Raw genomic sequence first — 25,670 nt, 5'->3', positions numbered from 1 at the left:
TGTGTCCATGGCAGTCTCGAAAAAAGCCCCCGCGCCGCGCGTCCTGTGGAAGGGCGCGATCAGCTTCGGCCTCGTCCACATCCCGGTGGCGCTGTACTCGGCCACCACCGACCACGCCATCGACTTCGACTGGCTCGACAAGCGCACGATGGACCCGGTCGGCTACAAGCGCATCAACAAGAAGACCGGCAAGGAGATCGCGCGCGAGAACATCGTCAAGGGCATCGAGTACGAAGACGGCGAATACGTGGTGCTGAGCGACAAGGAGATTGCCGACGCCTATCCCAAGACCACGCAGACCATCGAGATCGAGAGCTTCGTGCCCGCCAACGGCATCCCCTTCGTCTACCTCGAGCGGCCCTACTACGTGGCGCCCATCAACCGCGGCGCCAAGGTGTACGCGCTGCTGCGCGAGACGCTGCAGCGCACCCAGCGCATCGGCGTGGCGCGCGTGGTGATCCAGACCAAGCAGCACCTGGCCGCGCTCGTGCCCGTGGGCCCGGGGCTGGTGCTGAACCTGCTGCGCTGGGGCGCCGACATCCGGCCCTGGACCGAACTGCCGCTGCCGTCGGAAGACGCGAAGAAGGCGGGGCTGCGCGAGCACGAGATCAAGATGGCCGAGCAGCTGGTCGAGGACATGAGCGCCGAGTGGGATCCGGACGACTACAAGGACGAGTTCAAGGACGAGATCCTGCGCCTGGTCGACCGCAAGGTGGCCGCGGGCCAGACCGAGACCGTGACGCAGATCGAGCCCGAGGAAGGCCAGGCGCTGGAGAGCCGCGGCGCGAAGATCATCGACCTCACCGAGCTGCTGCAGCGCAGCCTGCGCAAGGGCGGTGGCGGCGGCAAGGCGGCCGCGGCCGGCGAAGACAGCGGCGATGAAGAAGAAGAGGCGCCCGCGGCAACCAAACCGAGGTCCAAGGCCAAGCCCCGGGCCCATGGCAAGGCCGCCGCAAAAAGCAGCAGCAGCGGCGCCGCGCGCAAGCGCACTCCGGCCAAGAGCGCCACCGCCCGGCGCCGCGCGGCATGAGCGCGCGCATGGCCACGGCGCAGAAGGCGCCGCGCATCACCCACGCGGAGCGCCTGATCGACGCCGCCAGCGGCCTCACCAAGGGCGATCTCGCGGCCTACTACGCGCGCGTGGCGCCGCTGATGCTGCCGCACCTCGAAGGGCGCCCGGTAGCGCTGGTGCGCGCGCCCGACGGCGTGGGCGGCGAGCTGTTCTTCCAGAAGCATGCGCAGCACAGCGACATCGCGGGCATCAAGCTGCTCGATCCCGCGCTCGACCCGGGCCACGACCCGCTGCTGCAGATCGACACCGCAGAGGCGCTGGTCGGCGCGGCGCAGTTCAACACCGTCGAGCTGCACACCTGGAACGCCACCTCGCGCGCCCTCGGCAAGCCCGACCGCATGACCTTCGACCTCGACCCCGGCGAAGGCATCGACTGGCAGCAGATGCAGGAGGCGGCGCTGCTGGTGCGCGTGCTGCTCGACGAGCTCGGCCTGCCGTCGTTCCTCAAGACCAGCGGCGGCAAGGGGCTGCACGTGGTGGTGCCGCTGCGGCGCCAGTTCGGCTGGGACGAGGTGCGCGGCTTCTCGCGGGCCATCGTCGAGCACCTGGCGCGCACCGTGCCCGAGCGCTTCGTGGCCAAGAGCGGGCCGCGCAACCGCGTGGGCCGGATCTTCGCGGATTACCTTCGCAACGGCTTCGGCGCCACCACCGTGAGCGCCTGGTCGGCGCGCGCGCGGCCCGGCATGGGCGTGTCGGTGCCGCTCGCCTGGGAAGAGCTGCCCGACCTGGACAGCGCCGCCCACTGGACGGTGGCGAACATCGGCCCGCGCCTGGCCACCGGCAACACGCCCTGGGACGCGATGGAGCGCAGCCGCACCGGCCTTCGCGCCGCGATGCAGATGCTCGGCTTCCTGCCTGAGTGACTGCGTGAGCGGGGCCGCGAGCCTACTGCGGCACTTCCTCGGTCGTCACTTCGAAGCGCTTGAGCGAGTTGGCGCCGAACACCATGGTGATCGGCACGTCGGCCGCGTCGCGTCCGCGCGCAATCACGATGCGGCCGATGCGCGGCACGTTGTGGCGCGCATCGAAGGTGTACCAGCGCTCGCCCAGGTACACCTCGAACCAGGCGCTGAAGTCCATCGGGGAGGGCACGGGCGGAATGCCGATGTCGCCCAGGTAGCCGGTGGCATAGCGCGCGGGAATGTTCATGCAGCGGCACAGCGTGATCGCCAGGTGGGCGAAGTCGCGGCACACGCCCGTGCGCTCGCGGAACCCTTCGAGCGCCGTTCGCGTGGCGCGCGCGCTCTGGTAGTCGAAGCGCAGGTGCTCGTGCACGAAGTCGCAGATGGACTGCACGCGGTGCCAGCCCGGCGCCACGCTGGAAAAGTTGCTCCAGGCGAAGGCGAGCAGTTCGCTGTCGACCTCGCAGTAGCGGCTCGGCAGCAGGAAGGGCAGCGTGGCGACCGGCAGGTCCGCCGCCGCGTGCTCGACGGCGCCAAAGTCCACCGGATCGGCCCAGCCCGGGTCGAACACCACCGCATGGTTGCGCAGCCGCACGCTCGGCACCCCCGCGGGAATGCGCACGCGCGCGCAATGGTTGTCGAAGCCGTCCACGTAGTAGTCGGTATGCAGCGGCGGCGTGAGGGTGACGTGCTCGCCGTCCTGCAGGTCCGCCGCGCGCGAAGGGTGGACATGCAGCATGTAGACCAGTGCGGTGGGCGCCGTGACGGCGAGTTCGATGTCGAAACCGATCTTGATCTGCATGTTTCTTTCTTTCTTCCCTGTGTGAATGGCTTCGGTCCACGAATGCCCAAGCAGGCTTCGTGCCGACCGTGTTCGATGCTACGGCTGCGCCCCGGGCGCGGATGCGGGCCGACACGCCAGCCCGCGTAGGCGGCAGCCAGCCGCTGTCGGTGCGCTCCTACCGCGTAGACGCCGCCTCTCCCACAAGCGCGGGCGAGGCGCCACTACGGGTAACAGTGTGAGAAAAACATAACCTTTGGATTCGCTCGCAACTGCCCCCGCGAACCCGCTTTCGTGGCTTCATGGAGGCCGCAGCGCAAGCATCGAGTTGTTCAATCTGATCTGCTGGAGCGAATCATGGATCTGTCGTCGCTGTTCGATTCACTCACCGGTGCTTGGGGGGATGAAATCCTGTTCTGGGTGGTGGCCGCCGTGGCGGGCTTCATCTGCCTGATTGCGCTGGTGAACGTGCTGGACCTCTTTCTCGACAACGAAGCCGACCCTCCCATGAAAGACCCTCGATGACGCCTCAGAACAAGGCCGCCGCCGGACGCCGCTCGAAGGCCACGGACGGCAGCAACGCCAAGCAGCAGCAGCTCGATGGATTCGCAACCGATCATGCGCCCAATCTGACGACCAACCAGGGTCTTCAGATCCCCGACAACCACAATTCGCTCAAGGCCGGGGTGCGCGGGCCCACGCTGCTCGAAGATTTCATCCTGCGCGAGAAGATCACGCACTTCGACCACGAGCGCATCCCGGAGCGCGCGGTGCATGCGCGCGGCTCGGCGGCGCATGGCTATTTCCAGGTCTACAAGTCGATGTCGCAGTTCACCTGCGCCGACTTCCTGCAGGACCCGGACGCAAAGACGCCCGTTTTCGTGCGCTTTTCGACCGTGGCCGGCTCGCGCGGCTCGGCCGACACGGTGCGCGACGTGCGCGGCTTTGCCGTCAAGTTCTACACCCGCGAAGGCAACTACGACCTCGTGGGCAACAACATCCCGGTGTTCTTCATCCAGGACGCGATGAAGTTTCCCGACCTGATCCACGCCGTGAAGCCCGAGCCGCACCACGAGATGCCGCAGGCCGCCAGCGCGCACGACACCTTCTGGGATTTCGTCTCGCTCATGCCCGAGAGCACCCACATGCTGATGTGGGCGATGAGCGACCGCGCCATTCCGCGCAGCCTGCGCATGATGGAAGGCTTCGGCGTGCACACCTTCCGCTTCGTCAACCTGCGCGGCGAGAGCCACTTCGTGAAGTTCCACTGGAAGCCCAAGCTCGGCATCCATGGCCTGGCATGGGACGAGGCACAGAAGGTCGCGGGCAAGGACCCCGACTTCCACCGCCGCGACCTGTGGGAAGCCATCGAGCAGGGCGACTTTCCCGAGTGGGAGCTCGGCGTGCAGCTGGTGCCGCCCGACAAGGCCGATTCGCTCGGCTTCGACCTGCTCGATCCCACCAAGCTGATCCCCGAGGAGATGGTGCCGGTGCAGCGCATCGGCCGGCTGGTGCTCAACCGCAACCCCGAGAACTTCTTTGCCGAGACCGAGCAGGTGGCCTTCCACCCGGGGCACGTGGTGCCCGGCATCGACTTCAGCAACGACCCGCTGCTGCAGGGGCGCCTGTTCTCCTATACCGACACGCAGATCTCGCGCCTGGGCGGCGCCAACTTCCACGAGCTGCCCATCAACAAGAGCGTGTGCCCGTTCCACAACTTCCAGCGCGACGGCATGCACCGCCAGACCATCGCGCGCGGCCAGGTGGCCTACGAGCCCAACTCGCTGGGCGACGGCAAGGAGTTCAGGGTGGACGGCGGCAGCGTCGGCTTCCAGCCGCATCCCGACGAGCTCGAGTCGCCCAAGGTGCGCCGGCGCAGCCCGAGCTTCGACGACCACTTCACGCAGGCGCGGCTGTTCTTCAACAGCCAGAGCGCGGCCGAGAAGGAGCACATCGTTGCGGCCTTCCGCTTCGAGCTCTCCAAGGTCGACGTGCCGGCCATCCGCCAGCGCATGGTCGACAACCTGGCGCACGTCGACGAGAAGCTCGCGCGCCGCGTGGCCGAGCCGCTGGGCATCGGCGCGCCGGACGCCAAGGCGGCCGCGGGCCGCGCGGGCTACCGCGAGCACCGCATGACCCTGCCCATCGAGGAGTCGCCCGCGCTCAGCATGGCCGACAGCGGCGACGGCTCGATCCGCACGCGCAAGATCGCGATCCTCGCGGCCGACGGCATCGACTCCGCCTCGCTCAAGCCGATCCGCGATGCGCTCGAGCAGGCCGGCGGCAAGTGCAAGGTGGTGGGCGCCCGCCTGGGCACCATCGCCAGCGCATCGAAGCGGCAGATCGACGTCGACATGACCTTTGCCAACGGGCCGTCGGTGGTGTTCGATGCCGTGCTGATCCCCGGCGGCGCCCAGGGCGTGGCGGCGCTCGCGGGCATGGGCGATGCGGTGCACTTCGTGCTGGAGGCGTACAAGCACTGCAAGGCCATCTGCACCGTGGGCGACGGCGTGCAGCTGCTCTCCACGCTCGGCATCGGCGCCAACGCGCAGCAGGGCGATGCGCCCGCCGGCATCATCGTGGCGGCCACGCCGGTCACCAACCTCGGCGACACCAGCGAGGCGACGCAGATCGCGCAGGCCTTCATCGCCGCGATTGCCAAGCACCGCCACTGGGACCGCGCCAACATCGATGCGATTCCCGCCTGATGCAGGGCCTGCGGTCCTAGTCCGTTCGCGCTAGGCCTTCTTGCGAATAGGCGCCGCAGGGGGCCGCTCCTAGACTTTCCCTACGAGGCCTGAACGGCGCGCACTTCCGCGGCGTCGACCCCCGCAACCGCGGGCACACGGGCCGCGCGCGGGGGTCCAATGACGTGGTTTTCGAGAAGAACGGAACGGGAGCGCTCGGCACGTCGTGCAGGGGCCGCGGGTGCGCTGGGGCTGGCAGCCATTCTTCTGCTGGGCCATGGGTCCCCGGCATCGGCGCAGCAGCCACAGCAGGCGCCGAATGCCGAAGCCGCGGCCGGCAGGGCGGAGCAGGCCCGTCTTGCCGACACCGACACCTTGCTCGCATTGACCAGCGAGGGCGCGGTGCTCTACGGGCAGGATGCGGTCAAGCTGTCCGGCTACCAGTACTGCAGCCAGGCGGTGGCGCTGGCCGAGGCCGGCGAATTCCGCCAGAGCGTGCGCGCCGCCAGCAAGGCGCTGCACCTGGCCAATGCCACGAGCGATCCCAACCTGCTGGCCATGGCCAACCGCGACCTGGCCATCGTCTACAGCTATTCGGGCCAGCTCGAGAAGGCCGAGGAATTCGCGCGCGAGGCGCTCAAGCATCCGGCGCGCGATCCCAAGCTGGTGGTCGGCCCGGTGCAGAAGGTGATCGGCGACGTGCGCACCCGCCGCGGCGACTACGCGGGCGCCGTCATCAGCTATGACGAGGCGCTGGCCAACAGCTCGTCGCGCTATGCGCCGCTGGTGCAGGCCTCGCTCGTCAATGCGCTGATCGAATCGGGCGACGCCGCCAGGGCGCGCGAAGTGCTCGGGGGCATGGCGCCGCCCCGGGACGCGCCGCTCACGGCGCAGCTCGACCGCACCCGCGCGCGGCTGCTGCTGGCCGAGAACAAGCCGGCCGAGGCGCGCGACCTCTACCGCGCGCTCACCGCGCGGCAGGTCGGCACCGACACCGAGTACTACCGCCTCTGGGCCTGGGACGGCGTGGCGCGCAGCGAACTTGCGCTCGGCCAGAAGCAGGCCGCGGCCGAGGCCGTGGCGCGCGCGCTGGGCGGCATCGACCAGGTGCGCGCCAGGTTCCGCAGCGAAGAATTCAAGATGGGCCTGTTCTCCGACCTGCAGTCGGTGTTCGAGCGCGGCGTCTCGATCTACAGCGACGCGGGCGATGCGCGCCAGGCCTTCGAGGTGAGCGAGCGCAGCCGCTCGCGCGCGCTGCTCGATGCGGTGCGCGGCCGCGCGAAGATCAACGAGCGCGCCGCGACCACCGTGGACCTGGCCGCGCTGCAGGGCATGCTCGCGCCCGACGAGCGCGTGGTGCAGTTCCATTCGCTGCCCGACCGGCTGCTGGTGTGGGTGGTCGGCCCGGCCGGCATCGAGGCCAGGACGGTGCCGGTGCGCCGCGACGAGCTCACCGAGCTGGTCGAGGTGTTCCGCAACTCCATCGTGCGCGGCCGCCGCGCGGCCATCACCAATGCCGACAAGCTCGGCGCCGCGCTGCTCGGCCCGCTGGGCCTGGCGCCGGGGCAGCGGCTGATCGTGGTGCCGCACGGGCCGCTGCACTACCTGCCGTTCCAGGCGCTGCGGCTCGACGGGCGCTACGTGATCGAGACGCATCCGGTGGCGGTGGCGCCTTCGATCAGCATCGCGGTGCAGCTCGCGCAGCGCTCGCCGCGCGTGGGCGCGTCGCTCACGGCCTTCGGCAATCCGCGCATCGAGGACAAGTACGACCTGCCGGGCGCCGAGGTCGAGGTGAAGCAGCTCGCGCAGCTGTTCCCGCGCAACACCGTGTACATGGGCGCCGCGGCCACCAAGACGCAGTTCCGCGACGTGGCCGCGCGCTCGCCGCTGATGCACGTGGCGGCGCATGCCGAGGCCGACGCGGTGGACCCTCTGTACTCGCGCATCCTGCTGGCCAACGAGGGCGGCAAGCAGAATTTCCTGGAGGCGCACGAGATCCTCGGCCTGCCGATGGACGGCACGGCGCTAGTGACGCTGTCGGCCTGCGAGTCGGGGCTCGGGCGCATCGCGCAGGGCGACGAGGTGCTGGGCTTCACGCGCTCCTTTCTCTCGGCCGGCAGCTCGAGCCTGATCGCATCGCTGTGGCCGGTGTCGGACGACGCAACCGCGGTGCTCATGGGCACGCTCTACGGCGAGCTGGCGAAGGGCCGCGACATCCAGAAGGCGATGCAGGCCGGGCAGCTGGCGGTGCTGAAGGATCCCAAGATGTCCCACCCCTTCTTCTGGGCGCCGTTCAACCTGATCGGCAACTGGCGTCTCACGGTGGGGAGCTGAATGACATGAAAAGAAGAACTGCCATGTCTGTTGTATTTGAAGTGCGTAGTTCGAGGCGCTGTTGTTCAGGGCGCGTGCGCAGGCCACCGGGTACTCCCCTCCGCGAATGTCCCCCGCCTTCGGCTCCTCCTTTATTTCGCTGCGGGGAGCACCCGATGCCCTGTGCACCAGGGCACGCTCTGGGTGCACAGCTGATCAACAACCGCTCCGTGCAACGCTCCCGTCGATGGGGTGCCTTGCGCAGCGAAATAAAGGAGGAGGGCGAAGCCCGGGGGACATTCGCGGAGCAAGGTACCCCGTCGGCGGGAGCGCACCCCGAACAGCAGCGCTCACAACAACAACAGCAACGCACGGTGGAGCACTGAGATGCAGATGCGCGCAATCCAACGCTCCACCCCGATCGCCCTCGCAGTCGCCGCCCTGGTGAGCGCAACGCTTCTCGTTGCCGCCCAGCGCACCCACGCGGCAGAGGCCGATGCCAATGCGCTGCTGCCGACAAAGGATCCCTGCGGCAGCTGCGACCGCCCCGTCGCGCAGGCCACTGGCACCGTGGCGCCTCAGAGCCTGCCCGCGCCGCCGCAGCCACCTGCGGCCAGATTCAAGCTCAACGACCTGCGGCTCAACGGCGTCAAGGCCCTGAGCAACGAGGAACTGCAGGGCATCACCGCGCCGTACATCGGGCGCGACGTCACGCTCGGCGATCTCGAAAGCCTGGCGCAGGCCATCACCGCGCGTTACAAGGAGCGCGGCTACTTCCTCGCGCAGGCCGTCGTGCCCGTGCAGACCGTGCGCGACGGCATCGTCGAGATCAGCGTCATCGAAGGCCGGCTCGGCAAGGTCGAGGTGATCGTTGCGCCCGATGCGGCCATCAGCGAGGCGCGCGTGCGCGGCTTCCTTGCGCCGTTGCAGCCCGGCGAGGCCGTCAACGCACCGGCCTACGAACGCTCGATGCTGCTGCTGTCGGACCAGCCCGGCATCAAGGTCTCGTCCGCGCTGCAGGAAGGCACGCAGCCGGGCACCACCGACCTGTCGGTGGAAGTGGCGCCGGCGCCGCGCTGGGCCTTCGCGGCCGAGGCCGACAACCACGGCACCAAGGAATCGGGCCGCTACCGCCTCGGCGGCACGATGCGCTGGGCGAGCCCGCTGGGCATCGGCGACAACCTGGACGTGCGCGCCATGGTCTCCAACGGCAATGCGCTGCAGTTCGGCCGCGTCGCCTACGAGGCGCCCATCGGCAGCAGCGGCCTGCGCGCGGGCCTCGGGCTGGCGCGCGTCAACTACGAGCTGGGCGGCGAGTTCTCGGAACTGGGCGCGCAGGGCAAGGCCGACGTGTTCGACGTCTCGCTGAGCTACCCGGTGATCCGCCAGCGCCAGCACAACCTCTTCCTGCGCCTGTCGGCCGACAGCAAGAAGCTCACCGACGAGTACACGGCGGTCGACTTCTCGGCGCGCAAGCGGGTGCGCGGCTTCGGCCTGGGCTGGACCTGGGAGCGCCGCGACGACTGGCTGGGCGGCGGCTACTGGGCCAGCACCGGCAATCTCTACCACGGCCGGCTCTCGATCCGCGATGCCGACAGCCTGCAGACCGACCAGGGCCTGGGCGGCCACCGCACCGAGGGCGGCTTCACCAAGGCCACCTTCCAGCTCTCGCGGCTGCAGGCGGTGCTGCCCCGGCACTCGCTGTACCTGGCGCTGGGCGGGCAGTGGGCCAGCAAGAACCTCGACGCCTCGGAAAAGCTCTCGCTGGGTGGCGCGCGTGCCGTGCGCGCCTACCCCTCGGGCGAACTGCTGGTGGACCAGGGCGTGATCGCCACCGTGGAATGGCGCTGGTCGCTCGATGCCGAGTTCACGCCCTTCGTGTTCTACGACGCGGCGCGCGGGCGCCAGACCAAGAACCCGACGGTCTTCGACGCCAGCCCCGGTTCGCGCAGCCTGCGCGGCGCGGGCATCGGCCTGAGCTGGACGCGGCCCGGCAACGTCACCATCAACGCCACGCTGGCCTGGCGCGCCGGCACCGACCCCGCGCGCACCGACGGCGGCGGGCGCAACCCGCGGCTGTACGTGCAGGCGCAAAAGACCTTCTGAGGGCAGCATGAGAAACCATGATCTTTCCGCGAACGCCCTGCCGCGGCACTGGCGCGTGCGGCCGCTCGTGCTGTCGCTGGCCTGCATGGGCAGCATGGTGCCGGCCTGGGCGCAGCTCAACCTGCCGGCGGGCTTTCCGCAGAACGGCAATGTGGTGTTCGGCAATGTGAGCGTCGTTCCTCTCGGCACGGCGGCTGTGCAGGGGCTCAACCAGAGCACGATGAACGCCATCGTCAACTGGAATGCGTTTTCGCTGGCCGGCGGCAAGACGCTCAACATCAACCAGCAGATGGGCGCCGCGAGCGTGATGCTCAACCGCGTGGTGGGCAGCGGCGGCGTGATCGAGCAGTCGGTCATCAACGGCACGCTGTCGGCCAACGGGCATGTGTTCGTGGTCAACCCCTCGGGCGTTCTCTTCGGCGGCAGCGCCCAGGTGAACGTCGGCGGGCTGGTGGCCTCCACGCTGGACATCAGCGACAGCCAGATCGCCAAGGAGGGCAGCGTGGTGGGCAAGGGCGGCCAGCTGCTGTTCGGCGGCGGCATCAACGATGCCAACAGCATTGCCCGCGTGACGGTCCAGCCCGGCGCGGTCATCAGCGTGGGCGAAGGCGGCACGCTCGGGCTGATCGGCGCGCTGGTGCGCAACGACGGCACTATCAACGTGGCGCGCGGCTCGGCGGGCCTGGTGTCGGGCGCGCGGGTGACGCTGGACTTCGAAGGCGACGGGCTGACCAAGTTCACGGTGCCGCTCGAAGGCGGGCTCATGAACACCTCGGTGGCCGGCGTGCAGGTGACCGATCCCACCACCAAGGCGCTGGTGATGAACACCGGCACCATCACGGCCGACGGCGGGCGCGTGGTGCTGGTGGGCGCCTCCGGGCTGGTGCAGCAGGTGGTCAACCAGAGCGGCACGGTGCGCGCGCGTTCGCTGGTCGAGCGCGGCGGCGAGATCGTGCTGGAGGCCATCGGCGCGCAGGTCGACAGTGGCGCGGGCCTCGAGGTGAGCGGCACGCTGGATGCGCGCGGCAATGCGCCCGGCGTGGCCGGCGGCAGCATCCGCACCACGGCCGGCAACCTGAACATGCTGGCGGGCACGCAGATAACTGCCGGCGGCAATGCAGGCGCCAACGGCAGCTGGACGGCCGAGGCGGGCCGCAATCTTTCGATCGTGGCCGACACCGATTCCGGCAACATCGCGGCCAGCGTGATCGGCAAGGCGCTGAGCCAGGGCACCGACGTGACGCTGACCACGCGTTCGTCCAGCAAGGTGGCGCAGATCAACGACGCCGTCGTGTTCCAGCCCGGCGCCCAGGTGATCAAGGACGGCGGCGGCACGGCCACGCTGCGCGTGAATTCGGTGGGCAACATCGACATGCGCTGGGACGCCGAGGGCGGTGGCGCAACCATCGCTTCCACCAGCGGCGCGCTGAACGTCGATTTCAATGCCGACGCGCAGGGCCTGGCCGCGGCCGAGGCCGGCCAGGCCAACGGCATTGCAGCGGCCGTCCGGCTGGACCGCGCGCGCATCGATGCGAACGGCGGGAACATCCGCTTCTTCGGACAGGGCGACAGCGACAACGGACGGGCGATCGGCGGGCAGGTCAAGGGCCCGGGTGCCGATGGCGCCGGCGAAATCCGCAGCGGCGTCTGGCTGGGCGGCAGCGCCTTGAGCACGCTCGGCGCCGGGAGCATCTTGCTGCGCGGCGAAGGCGGCACCGGCGAGGTGGGCAGCGGCTTCCTGAGCGCCACCGACGGCGTGCGCATCGACGGCGACAGCACGCTCGGCACGCAGGCCGGCGGCATCACGCTGACCGGCCGCGGCGCCGCGGGCGGCTCGGGCGTGCGGCTGAACGGCGACGACTATTCGGTCGCCCTGTCTTCCGCAAGCGGCGACATCGCCCTGACCGGCACGGTGCGTGACTGGGCCAGCGGCGGCCCGGTCGGCGAGCCGCCGGACGGCGCCGGCGTGCGGATCACGGGCGCGAAGCTGGCCACCGGCGGCGATGTGCGTATCACGGGCCAGGGCGGCGACCTGTCGGGCATGGCCGCGGGCCTGCGCACGCAGGCCGTCGAACTGGGCACCAGCTACACCGTGGGCGCCTCGAATGGCGTGGCGATCGATGGCACGCGCATCGAGGCCGGCGCGGGCCGCAGCATCGCGATCACCGGCACGGCCGGCAGCGCGGGCTTCGGCTACGACGGCACGGGCGCGGCGCTGGGTTTCGCGCCGCTGGACGCGACGGTCACGCCGTTTGGCGTGCGGCTTTCGTCGTCCCAGCAGACCGACGGGCTGCATGCTGCGGGCGGCAGCATCCGGATCGCGGCCGGCACGGGCGATATCGCCCTGACAGCCGGCGCCTTCGAGGGCACGCTGCTCGATGCCGCCAGCGCCACCGGCATGGGCGGCAGCATCGGCGTGACGGGGCGCAACATCCTCGCGCAATCGACGGCGGACAGCAGCGGCCTGGCGGACGCCAGCGGCGCGGGCGGTGGCGGCAGCATCGAGATCCGCGGCAGCACCGCGGCCGGCGCCGGCAACGAGAACACGGGCGTGGTCTCGGTCGGCCCGAACCTCACGCTGCTGGCCAACGCCCTGGGCAGCGGCAACGGCGGCAGCATCACCCTCGTGGGCGAGCGCTCGGTGCGCGCCTTCGGCGACCTGCAGGCCCGGGGCGGCAGCGCCGGCGGCAACGGCGGCACGATCGAAACCTCGGGCGGCTCGTTCGACGTGAGCGGCATCCGCATCGACGCCTCGGCGCCGGCCGGCCTGGCGGGGCGGTGGATCGTCGACCCGTATGACGTCACCATCGTCCACGGCGTGGCCGGCGGCGGCAGCCTGCCCACCAACCCCTTCGATCCGGTGGCCACCTCGACCATCCAGGACGGCGACATCAACGGCGCGCTGAACACGGGCACCAGTGTGAGCATCACCACCGGCAGCGGCGGCACCGATGCGGGCGACATCCGCTTTGGCAGCGGCATGGTGATCGAGCGCACGGTGGGCAGCGCGCCGCTGGTGTTCGAGCTGAACGCGGCGCATTCGATCGGCGACCGCGTGTTTTCCAGCTCGTACCTGGCGCCGATCATCCGTTCGACCACGGGGCCGATGGACGTGATCTTCAATGCCGGCTCGGCCGGCGCGCTCGACGGCTACGTCCACTACTTCGGCAACACGGGGGCCGACCAGGCCGTCATTTCCACCAACGGCGGCAGCGTGCTGGCGCACGCCACGGGCACGGGCTATGCCGAAGTGGTCTTCAACTCCGCCAGCATCGACACCGGCGGCGGCAACCTGAGCCTTGTGACGGACGGGCCGAGCAGCACCCAGTTCGTCGGGCTCAGCGGCAATGTGCAAACGCGCGGCGGCAGCGTGACGCTGGACTCCGGCTTCGTCGGTGCCAGCCCCGCGTTCAGCGACATCAACATCGACGTGGACGGCACCATCGACACGGGCGGCGGCGCGGTGTCCATCCATGCGCATGGCGTGGGCGGCATCTACGATTCGGTGACCAGCCGCTTCAACAACCAGATCATCACCAACGGCGGGGCGGTGTCGATCCTGAACGGGCAGACCGGCGCGCCCTCGGGCTTCGTGCTGCTCCAGGGCACCCGGATCGACACGCGCGTCGGCCAGTCCGATGCGGGCGCCGGCGGCGACGTGAGCATCGCCGGCGGCGGCGTGAGCATCAACGGCGCGCGCATCGACAGCGCCACCGGCGACGTGGCCATCACCGGCACCGGCGGCACGGGCCAGAGCGGCAGCGCGGTGCAGCTGGATTCGCTGTTCCTCAGGGCCGTGGGCGTTCCGGTTCCCACCGCCATCTCGACCACCAGCGGCAACGTGCTGGTGCGGGGCGTGCAGGACTTCAACCGCGGCTCGAGCGCGTTCAATGCGACGCACGGCGTGCTGGTCACCGGCGGCAGCAGCATCACCACGGGCAGCGGCAACATCGCGCTGCAGGGCCTGTTTGCCAGCGCGGTGGTCGACGGCACCGACAGCGGCGTGCGGCTGGAAAACGGCGCGCGCCTGGCCACCACTGGCGGCGGCAGCATCGAGCTGACCGGCAGCTCGCTGCAGGGCACGCCCGGCGTGTCGATCCAGACCGGCCTCTTGTCCACCGGCGCTCCCGGCGCGGCGCCGCAGGTGCAAAGCAGCGGCAACCTGGTGCTGCGCGCCAGCAACGACGGCAGCGCGCCGGCCCTGGCGATCGACGTGCCGGTGAGCGCCGCCGGCACCATCAACCTGCGGCCGGGCGGCATGGACGCGGCGCTCAATGCCTTCGACGCCACGGCCGCCGGCATCACCGTGGGCGGTGCGGCGGGGGGCGGGTTCACGCTGTCGGATGCGCTGATGTCGCGCTTGAATGCGCCCAGCGTGGTGGTGGGCAGCAACACGCATGCAGGCACCATCACCGTGGCCGGACCGCTGACGAGCGGCGGCGCGCTCACGCTGCAGAACGAAGGCGTGGGCGCCGGCGCCGGCGGCATCGTGCTGAACGGCGCCGTCACGGCGGACCGCCTGGGCCTGCTCTCGGCCGGCGACATCACGCAGACGGTGAAAGCACCGATCACCGCCCAGCACCTGCTGGCGCGCTCCAGCCGCGGCAGCGTGCTGCTGGACCAGGCGGCCAACAACGTGAGCGAGAACACCCTGGGCGGCGGCGCCGCCGGCGCCTTCCGCTACCAGGACGTGGACGGCGTGCGCATCGGCGCGCTGTCGGTCACCGGCTTCGACGCCGGCAGCAACCAGCCGCAGCTGGTGTCGGCCACTTCGATGGCGGCCGACACGGTGTTCGTGCGCACGCTCTCGGGCGACCTCACGCTGGACACCGCCGTCACCAGCAGCTCGGGCACCGACCTGGTGGCCGCGGCGCGCTTCCAGAATGCGGGCGGCGGCAGCATCGGCGGCGCGCCCTGGCGCATCTGGGCCGACACCTGGGTGGGCGAGTCGCGCGGCGGCCTCGCCGGCTCGGGCGCCACGCCCAACCTGTTCCACTGCGCCTACCTGGGGCTGTGCACCGTGAGCATCACGCCGGGCGACAACCACTTCATCTACGCCCAGCAGCCGCGGGCCACGGTGGTCATCGGCGACGCCAGCCGGCCCTTCGGCATGGCCAACCCGCCCTTCGGCTTCACCATCGGCGGGCTGATCCTGGGCGACGGCACGGCCGGCTTCCTGGGCACGCCCATGAGCCCGGCCGGCATCTTCAGCCCCGCGGGGCGCTATGGGATCAACGGCAGCTTCACCTCGGCGGCCGGCTATGCGGTGGACGTGGTGCCCGGCACGCTGACCGTGACGGCGGCCCTGCGCCGGCCGGACTTCCCGAGCGCGGACCTGGTGCGCGATCTGCCCAACACCAACACCTACACCTTCGACCGCAACCTCGGCGCGCCGCCGATCTGCTTTGCCACCGGGCCGCTGGAAGGCGACCGTGCGCAGCAGGACGGCGACCTGCTGGCGCGCGAATGGTCGCGTGTGCGCTCGCGGCCCAACCTCACCAGCTGCGTGGCCACCGACCGCAAGAACGGCTGCGCCGATTTCTGAGAGCGACCTGGCCGTGGAACTGCCGCCGCCCCTGTTCCTGTTCATCCAGACGAACAAGCGCTGCAACCTGCGCTGCGAGCACTGCGACTTCTGGAAGCTCGACGACGCCGACCGTGCGCGCTACCTCGGCCCGGCGCGCCGGCACGAGGTGCTGGCGGAGTTCGCCGCGATGAATCCCCAGGGCAGCGTGGTGATCTGCGGCGGCGAGAGCATGCTCGACCTGGAGGACTACTTCCACATCTCGCGCACCTGCCGCGAACTGGGCCTGGCCTGCCTGTCGGTCATCAACGGCACCCGCGTGCGCGACGAGGCCACGGCCGAGCGCATGATCCGCGAGGGCCCGCACGGCATCTCGGTGTCGCTCAACAGCCATCGGCCGGCCCTGCACGACCGCACGCGCGGCGTGAAGGGCGCCTTCGGCAAGGCGGTCGCCGCGCTGCGCCTGCTGCTGGCGGCGCGCCCGCCAGGCGGCGACACCCGGATCAACGTGATGGGCCTCGTCTTCGACGAGAACTACCTCGAGCTGGAGGACTTCTACGCCTTCGTGCTGGACGAGCTGGGCGCCGACAAGCTGAAGCTGAACTTCCTGCAGCCCAGCTTCGGCCAGATGGGGCTGGTCGACCCCTTCTTCGCCGCCCACCGCAACGTGGACCCGGACCGGCTGGTCGAGGTGATCCGCCGCTGCGACCAGCGCTTCGGCCAGGGGCTGAACCCGCTCTGGCTGCACCAGGTGCACATGTACTTCTCCACGCTGCGCGCCTGCCCGGACGCCGCGCGCGGCTGGGGCTCGCACACGCGCACGACGGAACACATCTGCAACACCTACGAGCGCAACATCATGGTGGACCACTACGGCGTGGCGCGCCTGTGCTTCTCGGGCAGCTTTCCGGGCATGCAGCTGGACAAGCCCGGCGACTTGCGCCTGTTCTGGCGCGAGGCGGAGTTCGTCCGCACGGCGATGCGCGGGTGCAACCAGTTCTGCGGCATCAGCCACAGCGTGCGGCGGGAGACCAGCACCTGCGCCTCGCGCCGACCGGCCGCGCTCTTTCCCGCGGCGCGGCCCGCGGTCGGCGTGGCGCGCACCATTCCCCTGCACGTGGACCGCGGAGGCTGAGGTGAACGGCGCGGCGCTCAGGGTGGCCGTGGTCACCCCCTACCACCGCGAGCCGGCCGCCGTGCTGCGCCGCTGCATGCAGAGCGTGCATGCGCAGAGCCATCCGCAGGTGGTGCACTACATGGTGGCGGACGGCCTCCCGCAGCCCGGGCTGCTGGCCGAATGGCCGCATGTGCGGCACATCGTGCTGCCGCAGGTCAACGCCAACTTCGGCTGCACGCCGCGCGGCATCGGCGCGCTGTGCGCGCTGGCCGACGGCGCCGACGTGGTGTGCTTCCTGGACGCGGACAACCTGTTCCTGCCCGGCCACGTCGCCTCGGTGGTGCAGGCCTACGCCGAGGCCCGGGAGCGGGGCCGGCCGGTCGATGCGGTGTTCTCTTCGCGGTACATGTTCCTGCCCGGCCACGAGCACCTGCGCATCGTTCCGCCGGACGAGGCGCCGGGCTCGGATTTCGTGGACACCAACTGCATCAGCCTGGCCCGCTCGGCCGGGTTTCTCTGGGGCGCGTGGTCGCAGCTGCCGCGTTCGCTGACGCCCGTGTGCGACCGGGCGATGTGCTGGCTCATGCAGCACCACGGGCTGCGGGTGCGCTGGACCCGGCAGTGCACCGTGCTGTACGAATCGCGCTGGCGCGCCACCTATCTGCAGGCCGGCCTGCCGCCGCCCGAGGGGCTGCACGACGAGCTGCTGCGCTCGGCCGGCGTCGGCCTGACGCCGGAAGAGCTCTGGGGCCTGCTGCGGGTGCAGTGGAGCTTCGATCCGCCGGCCCGGCGGGCGTGACGGACCCGGCGCGCCGGCTCATCGCGGGAGGCCGTGGCCGCCCGGTGCGTCCAGTGCGCCCAGCGCCCGCGGCAGGTCGCCGTGCCAGGTCTTCAGGCCCTGGTGCGACAGGCGCGACTGCAGGTCGACGAACACCTGGCCGCCCAGCTGCTGCCAGCGCCGGCAGAAAGCGAAGTCTTCGCTCAGGTAGCGGCCGGTGGCGGGCTCGAACTGGGTGTCGAAGAAGCGCCAGTGCGGCAGGTGCGCATTGGCGTGGTCGCCGGCCTCGGGGCTGTAGCGCAGTTCGGGCATGGCCGCGGCCATGCGTTCGAACACGCCGCGCGCGATCAGCATGAAGCCGGTCGGCGCGTCCAGCACCTCGACGAAGCCGTCGGCGTCGGCCTCGGTCGGCGTGTGGCGCAGGTTCAGCGGATAGCGCGCATGCAGCGCGTCGAAGTCGGCCTGCGTGGCACCCGCCGGCAGCGGCCGCGCCAGGCCCTGGGCCGGCCAGCCGTCGTTCTTGTGCGGGTAGACGCCGGCCACCACGTCATGCCCGGACAGCAGCAGGCGCAGCGCCGCATCGGGCGCGAAGCCGACATCGGCGTCGATCCAGAACAGGTGCGTCCATTGCGCATCGGCCATGAACTCGGCCACCAGCCGGTTGCGCGCGCGCGTGAGCAGGCTGTCGCCGTCGAGGAAGCGCGTCTGCATGGCGAAGCCGTGCGTCCACGCCGCATTGACCAGGCCCAGCAGGCTGCGCACGTAGAGGCTGGCCATGGCGCCGCTGTAGCTGGGCGTGGCGACGAAGGGGCGGATGCCCTTGAGGGCGGCGGTGTCGAGCATGGCGGGGTCGGTGCGTGGTGAATGCCTGGTGAATGCTGGTGGAAGAGGGGCGTGCAGTTCAGGCCGCGTGCGCATGGCGCCGCGTGGTGAGCAGTGCGCGCAGCTTGGCCGGCGCGACCGGCTTGGTCAGCAGCATCACGCCGCCGTGGCGCAGCCGCTGCAGCACCTCGGGGCCGGTGGCGCCCGAGACCAGCACCGCGAGCGCATCGGGCTGCAGGCGCCGGGCGGCATCGATCACCTCCATGCCGTCGGCGTCGCCGGCCAATTGCAGGTCGCACAGCACCGCGTCGAAATGTACGTCGCCCGTGCCCAGCCGCGCGATGGCTTCGGCGCCGGTGGCCACGCATTCGACCTGGCAGCCCCACTGCTCCAGCAGCGCGCGGCTGCCGTCGAGGATGGCGGGGTCGTCGTCGACCACCATGCAGTGCAGCCCGGCCAGCGGCGTCAGCGCCAACGGCGCGGGTTCGGGCGCCGTAGCGTCGGCCGCATGGGCCGCGGGCAGCGTGAGCGCAAAGGTGCTGCCCGCCTGCAGCGCCGAGCGCAGCGTGATGCGGGTGCCCAGCAGCGCCGCGATGCGCGCGCAGATCGCCAGGCCCAGGCCGAAGCCGCGGCGGCGGTCGCGCTCGGTGTTGGCCACCTGGTAGAACTCCTCGAAGATCCGGCCCTGGTGGATGGGCGCGATGCCGATGCCGTTGTCGCGCACCTCGATGCGCACGCTGCCGCCGTTCCTTCCGCGGGCGCGGCGCGCGGCCACCAGCACGGTGCCGCCGGCCGGCGCATGGCGCAGTGCGTTGGCCACCAGGTTGCCGACGATGCGCTGCAGCAGCGCCGCATCGCTGCGCACCGCCAGGCCGCGGTCGCTCCAGCGCAGGCGCACGTGGGTTTCCACCGCGGTGGCGGCATGCTGCGCATCGAGCTGGTCGAACAGCGCCGCGAGCGGCACCTTGGTGATCGCCGGCGTCAGCACCTGGGCATCGAGCCGCGAGATCTCCAGCAGGTCGTCCAGCAGCACGCCCATGAATTCGGTGCTCTCCTGCAGCCGCAGCATGGCGGGGCGCTGCGCGGCGCTGGCGCCCGGCAGCAGGCCGTCGATGAACAGGCCCATGGCATGCAGCGGCTGGCGCAGGTCGTGGCTGGCCGCGGCCAGGAAGCGGGCGCGCGAGAGTGCGGCCTGCTCGGCCTCGGCCATGCGCTGCAGCGCCACCGCGGTGGCCTCGCGCACGCGCTCCTCGCTGATCTGCCGGTTGCGCTGCAGGCGCTCGGCCAGGCGGTCGATGTCGTGCGCGAGCACCGTGAGCTCGTGCGCGCGGCCCTTGCCGGCGCCGCCGGCGGACGCGCGGCTGTCGCCCTCGGCCACGTCGCAGCGCGCCTCGAAGTGGCCGGCTTCGAGCGCGGCCACGGTGCGCGAGATGCGCCGCAGCGGCCGCGCCACCGTGCGCGCCATGTGGCGCACCGAGGCCCAGGCCGCCAGCAGCGCCACCAGCGCGATGCCGATGCTCGCGATCAGCGAGCGGCTGCGTTCGCGCGCATAGGCCGTGGTGTCGCGGAAGGTCTGCACCAGGCCGATGGGCGCGTCGCCGGCGGCGGTGGAGCCGGCCGGCGCGAAGGCGCTGGCGCGCGAGGCCTCGCGCAGCGTGACCGGCGAGGTGAACATGCGCAGCTGCGCAAGCGACGAGGCCTTGGGGCCGGCCGTCACGTAGACGCCGGCGCTGTTGCTGATTTCCACGCGCATCACCTGGCCGCCGCGCAGCGCGGCATTGGCCACGTTCTGCAGCGCCGGCAGGTCGCCGGCATAAAGGCTCAGGTCGGACATGGCCGCCACCTGGCGCGCCACCGCCTGGCCCTCGGCGTCGAAGGCGGCCTCCAGCGTCTGCAGCCGGCTGTGGGTGAACCAGCCGGTGAGCGCGAGCGCCACCGCGGCGCACGGCACCACGCCAAGCCGGAACAGGTCGCGCTGCAGGTTGCCGCGCACCAGCAGCGTGGGCGTTGGCGCAGAGGGCGGCGGCGCTGCGTCGGCGCGCCCGCCCGCGGAGGGCAGCGTCTCGCTCATCGGACGACCGTGAGCCGCTCGGTCAGTTCCCGCTCCTCGGGCAGGCGCAGGCCGAGTCCGCGCGCCACCGTGGCATTGACCCGCACGGTCGCGGGCGCGGCCGATTCCACCAGCGGATTGCCGCTGCCGCCGGCGCCGCTCGCGAGCTTCTGCCCGAGCAGGCGCGCCTGCTGGGCCAGCTGCGCCGGTGTCGAGACGGCCGCGGCCAGGCCGCCCGAACGCACCAGCCCTTCGCTGGCGCCGAACACCGGCAGCCCCGCGCCGGCGCCGGCGCGCAGCACCGACAGCGTGGCGGCCTGGTTGTCGCCGATCAGGTCGGGCAGCACCAGGAGGGCATCGCTGCGCGGCACCACCGAGCGCAGCGCGCCGGCCAGCGACCTGTCGTCGGGCGCGTACTCCACCTGGATGTCCCAGGGTGGGTTGCCGTTCTGCGCGGCGCGCTGCAGCTCGCGCACCAGCGGTTCGGATTCGGGCGTGGCGACCACGCCGATGCGGTGCTTCTGCGGCAGCACCGCGCCGATCAGCGCGAGCTGGTCGGCCATGGCCGGGTCGCGCAGCAGCACGCCCACGCGCCGGTCGCCGCGCTTGAGCGCCGGGCTGCTGGCGCGAAGGCCCTCGTAGTCGAGCCGGCTCAGCATCGCGAGCACCAGCGGCTGCTGGCCCGGGCGCTCCAGCGCGGCGCGCGCGGCCAGCGCGCCGACGGCCAGCGTGAGCGCGGCGTTCGCGGGTGCGGTGCGCAGGCTGCGCGTGCGCACGCCGGCATTGGCACCGCGCTCGTAGTCTGGCTCGGCGCGGGCCGTTTCCACCGGCTGCGCGGCTTCGGCGCCGCCCGGCGCGAGCCGCACCAGCTCGAAGCGGCTGCCGGGCTCCTGGCTCGCGCGCAGATGCTGCACGAACTCGGCATGCGCCGGGAGCTCGTCGCCCACCAGCACCGTGAGCTCGGCCGCCGAGGCGCTGGCGGCGGGCTGCGCCATGCAAGCAAGAGCCAGCACGGCGCAGGCGCCTTGGCGTCGCCGTTTCCGGAGGAGCGAGATGAGAGGGTTCACGGCGACAAACATGGGCTGCGGCTGCAGCAAGTGCAGCACCCAATGTACGGAAGCCGCCTGCTCCGCGCGATAAGGCAGAGGGCTTATGTCGGCGCCCGCAGCCCCGCGCGGCTGTGAGGAAGATCACAGCGCCGGCAGCCGCTTGGCCTATGTCCGACGCACTACCCTGGTCAGGTGTCGGCGTTGGACAGCGCCGCCGCGCGCTGCGCCTGGATCGCCTGGCGCAGCACGCGCGGCGACACCGGCTTGTAGAGCACCGCGATGCCGGCGCTCGCCACTTCGCGCAAGCGGTCGGGCTTGGTCTCGCCCGTGACCAGCAGCCGCGCCGTGCCCGGGCCGATGCCGCGCGGATGGCGCTCCAGCGCGGCGATCACGTCCAGGCCGTTGTCGCCGCCCTGCAGCAGCAGGTCGCTCACCACCACGTCGGGCGGCTGCGCCCAGGTGTCGGCCAGCGCCAGCGCTTCGGCGCGCGTCTGCGCGGCCAGCACTTCGGCGCCCCAGTGGGTGAGCACCACCGTCAGGCCTTCGAGGATGGTGCGCTCGTCGTCGATCACCAGGATGCGCAGGTTTTCCAGGCTCGCTTCTTCCTCGGCGCCGCCGGCGGCGGGTGCGGCGGCCGGCGGCGGCAGCGCGGCCGGCGCCGAGCGCACCAGCACGCGCACGCAGGTGCCCTTGTGCGGCCTGGACGTGAGGTCGACGCGCGTGTTGAGCAGCTCCGCCAGCCGCTGCACCGTGGCCAGCCCGAGGCCCATGCCGCGCGCGCCGCGCGGTGCCTGGCGGCCCGTGGTCTCCACCTGGTAGAACTCCTCGAACACGCGCGCCTGGTGCTGCGGCGCGATGCCCACGCCGGTGTCGACCACGTCGATGCGAACCCCCTTGCCGCGCCGCCGCGCGCCGATCAGCACGCCGCCTTCGAGCGTGTGGCGCAGCGAGTTGGACACCAGGTTGTTGAGGATGCGCGAGAGCATCACGTAGTCGCAGCGCACCCACAGCTCGGTCTTGCGCGCCACCAGCCGCAGGCCCTGCTGCTCGGCCACCGGGCGGAAGTTGCGGCTGATCTCGTCGAACAGCCGGTCCAGCGGAAAGTCGGCCCACTGCGGCTGCAGCACGCCGGCGTCGAGCTGCGAGAGATTGAGCAGCTCGGAGAACAGCCGGTCGAGCGAATCGACGCACTCGCGGATGTGGCCGATGCGCTGCAGGCGCAGCGGATCGGTCTCGCCGTTGGCCAGCCCGTCGGAAAAGAGCGTGAGCGCATGCAGCGGCTGGCGCAGGTCGTGGCTGGCCGCGGCCAGCAGGCGCGTCTTGGCCTGGCTTGCCACTTCGAGTTGCTGGTTCTTGCGCGCGAGTTCGGCGGTGGCCTCGCTGATGCGGCTTTGCAGCAGGCGGTGGCTTTCGGCCAGCGCGCGCGCCGCCTGGTTGAAGCCGTGCTGCAGGTGCCGGATCTCGGAGGTGCCTTCGATGGCCACGCTCGCGGCCTCGCCCGCGCCCAGCCGGTCCACGGCCCTGCCGAGCGCGCGGATCGGCTCGCTGATGCGCCGCGCCGCCCACCAGCCCGCCAGGCCCACGCCCACCAGGCTGATCGCCAGCACCAGCACCACGTTGAGCCACACCGAGCGGCGCGCGTCCTGCACCGCGTCCAGGCTCATCTCCACCATCACCTTGCCGCTCTGGCGGCCCTCGTCGCTGACGATCGGCACCACCACCTGCAGGCCATCGCCGCGCGCGCGGTCGACGGTCTCGGAGTTGGCCACGATCTCGCCGTCCTCCGACCAGATCTGCACCTGCTGCACGTGCGGCTGGTAGGTGCCCGACTGGGCGGTGCGCTGCAGCATGCGGCGGTCCATGCGCAGCAGCGGCGTCTGCGCCGCGGTGGCCACCTGCATGGCCACCGTCTGCGCATTGGCGCGCATCAGCGCGGTCAGGTTGTCCAGGTGCTGGCGCGTCAGGACGGCAATGGCCGCCAGCGTGGCCGCGGTGGCCGGAACCAGCGCCAGCAGGATCAGCTGCTGCGCGAAGGTGAGGCGCGCAAGCCCCCGGAGGACGCGGAAGTTCCAGTTCATGGGGGAATTTGGCGCATGAATGTCGAGCTTAGAGGGGCGGCCATGCGAGCGAAAGATGGGAAAAACATCACGAAATTAACTTGTATTTGGTATCTAATTGCGTCGCGTTGCCCATGTTAGACCCGCTGGTCCGCAGCGGCCCCATGTCTTCGTGTTCCAAAAATGCAGGCCTCCCCATGCCGCGCCCGGAAGGCTTCCGGCGCTTCCGACGCCCTTCGCGCCTCTCGCTGCCCGAGGTTCGGGCGCGCCGCCGCCATGGTGGGCGTGGCGCGCCGCGGCGCAGCGGCCGCCATGCTCGCATTGCTTGCCGGCCTGCCACAAATCGCCCTTGCGCAGCCTGCGCTGCAGCCCGATGCGCCGGTTCGCTTCGGCATCCTGCCGCTGGGCGGCGCCTTCGAGTCGCGCAGCGACTGGGACCCGCTGCTGGCCGAATTGAGCCGCGCCATCGCCAGGCCCGTGAGCGTGCTGTCGGTCAACTCGTACGAAGCGCTCGACCAGGCGATCCGGCGCGACGAGGTCGACATGGCCTTCCTGTCCGGCAAGATGGCGCTGGACGCCGTCACGCAGCGGCGCATGAAGGTGGTGGCCCAGGTGGTGCGGCACGACGGGCTGCCCGGCTACCGGGCGCTGCTGCTGGCGCGCAAGGCGCCGCCGTTCAACAGCATGAAGAGCCTGCTCGCGGAGCCGGAGCGCTGGCGCCTCGCGCGCGGCGAGCGGCAGTCGGTGTCGGGCTTCATCGTGCCGCAGCTGCAGCTGTTCCTGCCCAACCACATCGCGATGGAGACGCGCTTCCTGAGCGAGATCGTCGGCACCCACCAGACCACCGCGCTGGCCGTGGCCAACAACGAAGCCGACGTGGCCACCAACAACACCGCCGACTTCGAGCGCTTCAGGCAGCGCTTTCCGGCCGAGGCCGAGCGGCTGCAGGTGCTGTGGGAGTCGGAACTCATTCCGCACGCGCAGATCGTGGTGCGGCGCGAATATCCGCCCGAGCTGCGCAGCCGCGTGCAGGCCTTCCTGGTCGGCTACGGCCGCGCGAAGGGGCCCAAGGGCGATGCGGAGCGCGTGGTGCTCAAGTCGCTGCATGACCTGGCCGGCTTCGTGGCGGCGGACAACAGCTCGCTGCAGCCTGCCGCCAAGCTGGCCTACCAGCTGGCCAGGCAGAACGCCATGGGTGCGCAGTGGGTCAACGATGCGGCGCGGCAGGCGCGGCTCTCGCGCATCGAAAGCGGGTACGCGGAACAGACCGCCGTGCTGCGCGACCTGTCTCCCTGACGCGGGCCCTGCCCATGTCCATGTCCATGCTGCGTCTCCTGCGTTCGGTTGCCGCGGCGCTCGCGCTCTTGGCCGTTGCCGCGGCCTGCCTGGCGCAGGGCGGTGCCGGCACGGCGGACAAGGCAGCTTCTGCGCCGGTCAAGTCGATCCGCTTCGGCGTGCTGCCGCTGGGCGGCGCGGTCGAATCGCGCGCCCTGTGGACGCCGCTCCTGGCCGGCCTGAGCCAGGCCATGGGCGTGCCCGTGAGCGCCTACTCGGTGGCGTCGTACGAGGAACTCGACCGCGCCATCAAGCGCGACGAGATCGACATGGCCTTTCTCTCGGCCAAGATGGCGCTCGACGCCGTGATGCAGCGGCGCATGAAGGTGGTGGCGCAGATCGCGCGCCGGCCCGGCATGCCGACCCACCGCGCCGTGCTGCTGACGCGCAAGGCCGGCCTGCCCAGCACGCTGGAGGCCGTGCTCGCCGAGCCCGAGCGCTGGCGGCTGGCGCGCGGCGACAGCCGCTCCGTGACCGGCTTCCTCATTCCGCAGAGCCAGTTGTTCCTGCCGCGCGGGATCGCGATGGAAACGCGCTTTCGCGGAGAGATCGTCGGCACCCACCAGGCCACCGCGCTGGCCGTGGCCAACGGCGATGCCGACGTGGCCACCAACAACACCACCGACTTCGAGCGCTTCAGGGAACAGTTCCCGGTGGAGGCCGCGCGGCTGCATATCGTGTGGGAGTCCGAGCCGCCGCCCGGTGCGCAGATGGTGGTGCGGCGCAGCTATCCGCCCGAGTTCCAGGCCCGGCTGCAGGCCTTCCTGGTGGGCTACGGCCAGGGCAAGGGCCCCGGCGCCGATGCCGAGCGCGAGGTGCTGAAGACGTTGCGCGCGGCCTACGGCTATGCCCCCGCCGACGACAGCGCGCTGCTGGCCGAGGCCATGCTCGAATACCAGCTCGGCAAGCAAAGCGCCATGGCCGCCGCCTGGGTCAACGACGCCGCGCGCGAGAAGCGCCTGCAGCGCATCGAGAAGAACTACCGGGAACAGGTCGAGGCCCTGAGCGCGGCCCCCAGTTCTGGCGCGCGCTGAGCATCTGCAGCTGGCATCGATATCATGGATCGGGCCCACCAGG

General features: G+C 71.1%; 16 protein-coding genes. 11 read left to right on the top strand and 5 right to left on the bottom strand.

The window, feature by feature from the left end:
* Window positions 1-7: 7 nt before the first annotated feature.
* Together ku and ligD are read left to right on the top strand one after the other, a co-directional pair.
* Window positions 8-1,030 (top strand): non-homologous end joining protein Ku, encoded by a 1,023-nt coding sequence (gene ku, locus AC1DSC_RS23890; protein ID WP_278877594.1) that lies wholly within the window; start codon window positions 8-10, stop codon window positions 1,028-1,030.
* The gene (gene ligD, locus AC1DSC_RS23885; RefSeq protein ID WP_436287195.1) at window positions 1,027-1,935 is read left to right on the top strand and encodes a non-homologous end-joining DNA ligase; all 909 of its coding nucleotides are present in this window, start codon (window positions 1,027-1,029) and stop codon (window positions 1,933-1,935) included. The genes ku and ligD overlap by 4 nt, the downstream gene beginning before the upstream one ends.
* A gap of 22 nt (window positions 1,936-1,957) precedes the next feature.
* On the opposite strand, the gene AC1DSC_RS23880 is transcribed toward ligD, so the two are convergent.
* Window positions 1,958-2,776 carry a transglutaminase-like domain-containing protein gene (locus AC1DSC_RS23880; RefSeq protein WP_018904044.1) on the bottom strand — a complete coding sequence of 273 codons (819 nt, stop codon included), beginning with the start codon at window positions 2,774-2,776 and terminating at the stop codon, window positions 1,958-1,960.
* 336 nt (window positions 2,777-3,112) lie between these two features.
* On the opposite strand from AC1DSC_RS23880, the gene AC1DSC_RS23875 reads away from it, so the two are divergent.
* The 7 genes from AC1DSC_RS23875 to AC1DSC_RS23845 all read left to right on the top strand — a co-directional run bounded on the left by AC1DSC_RS23875 (window position 3,113) and on the right by AC1DSC_RS23845 (window position 17,301).
* Complete coding sequence (locus AC1DSC_RS23875; RefSeq protein ID WP_012745663.1) at window positions 3,113-3,280, top strand: hypothetical protein; 168 nt, start codon at window positions 3,113-3,115, stop codon at window positions 3,278-3,280.
* Window positions 3,277-5,463, top strand: a complete 2,187-nt coding sequence (gene katE, locus AC1DSC_RS23870) for a catalase HPII (protein ID WP_436287196.1) — start codon at window positions 3,277-3,279, stop codon at window positions 5,461-5,463. Before AC1DSC_RS23875 ends, katE begins: the two co-directional genes overlap by 4 nt.
* A 159-nt stretch (window positions 5,464-5,622) precedes the next feature.
* Window positions 5,623-7,776, top strand: coding sequence for a CHAT domain-containing protein (locus AC1DSC_RS23865; protein ID WP_436287197.1), 2,154 nt, complete (start codon window positions 5,623-5,625; stop codon window positions 7,774-7,776).
* Window positions 7,777-8,148: 372 nt separating this feature from the next.
* A complete protein-coding gene (locus AC1DSC_RS23860; protein WP_478131932.1) occupies window positions 8,149-9,861 on the top strand; it encodes a ShlB/FhaC/HecB family hemolysin secretion/activation protein in 1,713 nt (570 codons plus the stop codon).
* 7 nt (window positions 9,862-9,868) lie between these two features.
* Window positions 9,869-15,406: a two-partner secretion domain-containing protein gene (locus AC1DSC_RS23855; RefSeq protein ID WP_436287199.1), complete on the top strand. Its 5,538-nt coding sequence runs from the start codon at window positions 9,869-9,871 to the stop codon at window positions 15,404-15,406.
* A 13-nt stretch (window positions 15,407-15,419) separates the two neighbouring features.
* Entirely contained in the window at window positions 15,420-16,520 is a 1,101-nt protein-coding gene (locus AC1DSC_RS23850; RefSeq protein WP_436287200.1) for a radical SAM protein, read from the top strand.
* A gap of 1 nt (window position 16,521) precedes the next feature.
* Window positions 16,522-17,301, top strand: coding sequence for a glycosyltransferase (locus tag AC1DSC_RS23845; protein WP_436287201.1), 780 nt, complete (start codon window positions 16,522-16,524; stop codon window positions 17,299-17,301).
* 18 nt (window positions 17,302-17,319) lie between these two features.
* Here AC1DSC_RS23845 and AC1DSC_RS23840 read toward each other — a convergent pair whose 3' ends face one another.
* The 4 genes from AC1DSC_RS23840 to AC1DSC_RS23825 all read right to left on the bottom strand — a co-directional run bounded on the left by AC1DSC_RS23840 (window position 17,320) and on the right by AC1DSC_RS23825 (window position 23,279).
* Window positions 17,320-18,123, bottom strand: coding sequence for a hypothetical protein (locus AC1DSC_RS23840; protein ID WP_436287202.1), 804 nt, complete (start codon window positions 18,121-18,123; stop codon window positions 17,320-17,322).
* A gap of 58 nt (window positions 18,124-18,181) precedes the next feature.
* Window positions 18,182-20,173: an ATP-binding response regulator gene (locus AC1DSC_RS23835; protein WP_436287203.1), complete on the bottom strand. Its 1,992-nt coding sequence runs from the start codon at window positions 20,171-20,173 to the stop codon at window positions 18,182-18,184.
* Window positions 20,170-21,165, bottom strand: a complete 996-nt coding sequence (locus tag AC1DSC_RS23830) for an ABC transporter substrate-binding protein (protein ID WP_436287204.1) — start codon at window positions 21,163-21,165, stop codon at window positions 20,170-20,172. The genes AC1DSC_RS23835 and AC1DSC_RS23830 overlap by 4 nt, the downstream gene beginning before the upstream one ends.
* Window positions 21,166-21,389: 224 nt before the next feature.
* A complete protein-coding gene (locus AC1DSC_RS23825; RefSeq protein ID WP_278873640.1) occupies window positions 21,390-23,279 on the bottom strand; it encodes an ATP-binding response regulator in 1,890 nt (629 codons plus the stop codon).
* 291 nt (window positions 23,280-23,570) lie between these two features.
* Here AC1DSC_RS23825 and phnD point away from each other — a divergent pair, with 291 nt between their 5' ends.
* Together phnD and AC1DSC_RS23815 are read left to right on the top strand one after the other, a co-directional pair.
* On the top strand, window positions 23,571-24,554 hold the full coding sequence (phnD, locus tag AC1DSC_RS23820; protein ID WP_307592889.1) for a phosphate/phosphite/phosphonate ABC transporter substrate-binding protein: 984 nt from the start codon (window positions 23,571-23,573) through the stop codon (window positions 24,552-24,554).
* Window positions 24,555-24,568: 14 nt separating this feature from the next.
* Window positions 24,569-25,627, top strand: coding sequence for a phosphate/phosphite/phosphonate ABC transporter substrate-binding protein (locus AC1DSC_RS23815; RefSeq protein WP_436287206.1), 1,059 nt, complete (start codon window positions 24,569-24,571; stop codon window positions 25,625-25,627).
* Window positions 25,628-25,670: the final 43 nt, after the last annotated feature.

It is taken from the genome of Variovorax sp. 01N425, from assembly GCF_056399465.1.
Note: the sequence above shows the minus strand (reverse complement) of the source record. Positions and strands in the feature narration are given on the sequence as shown.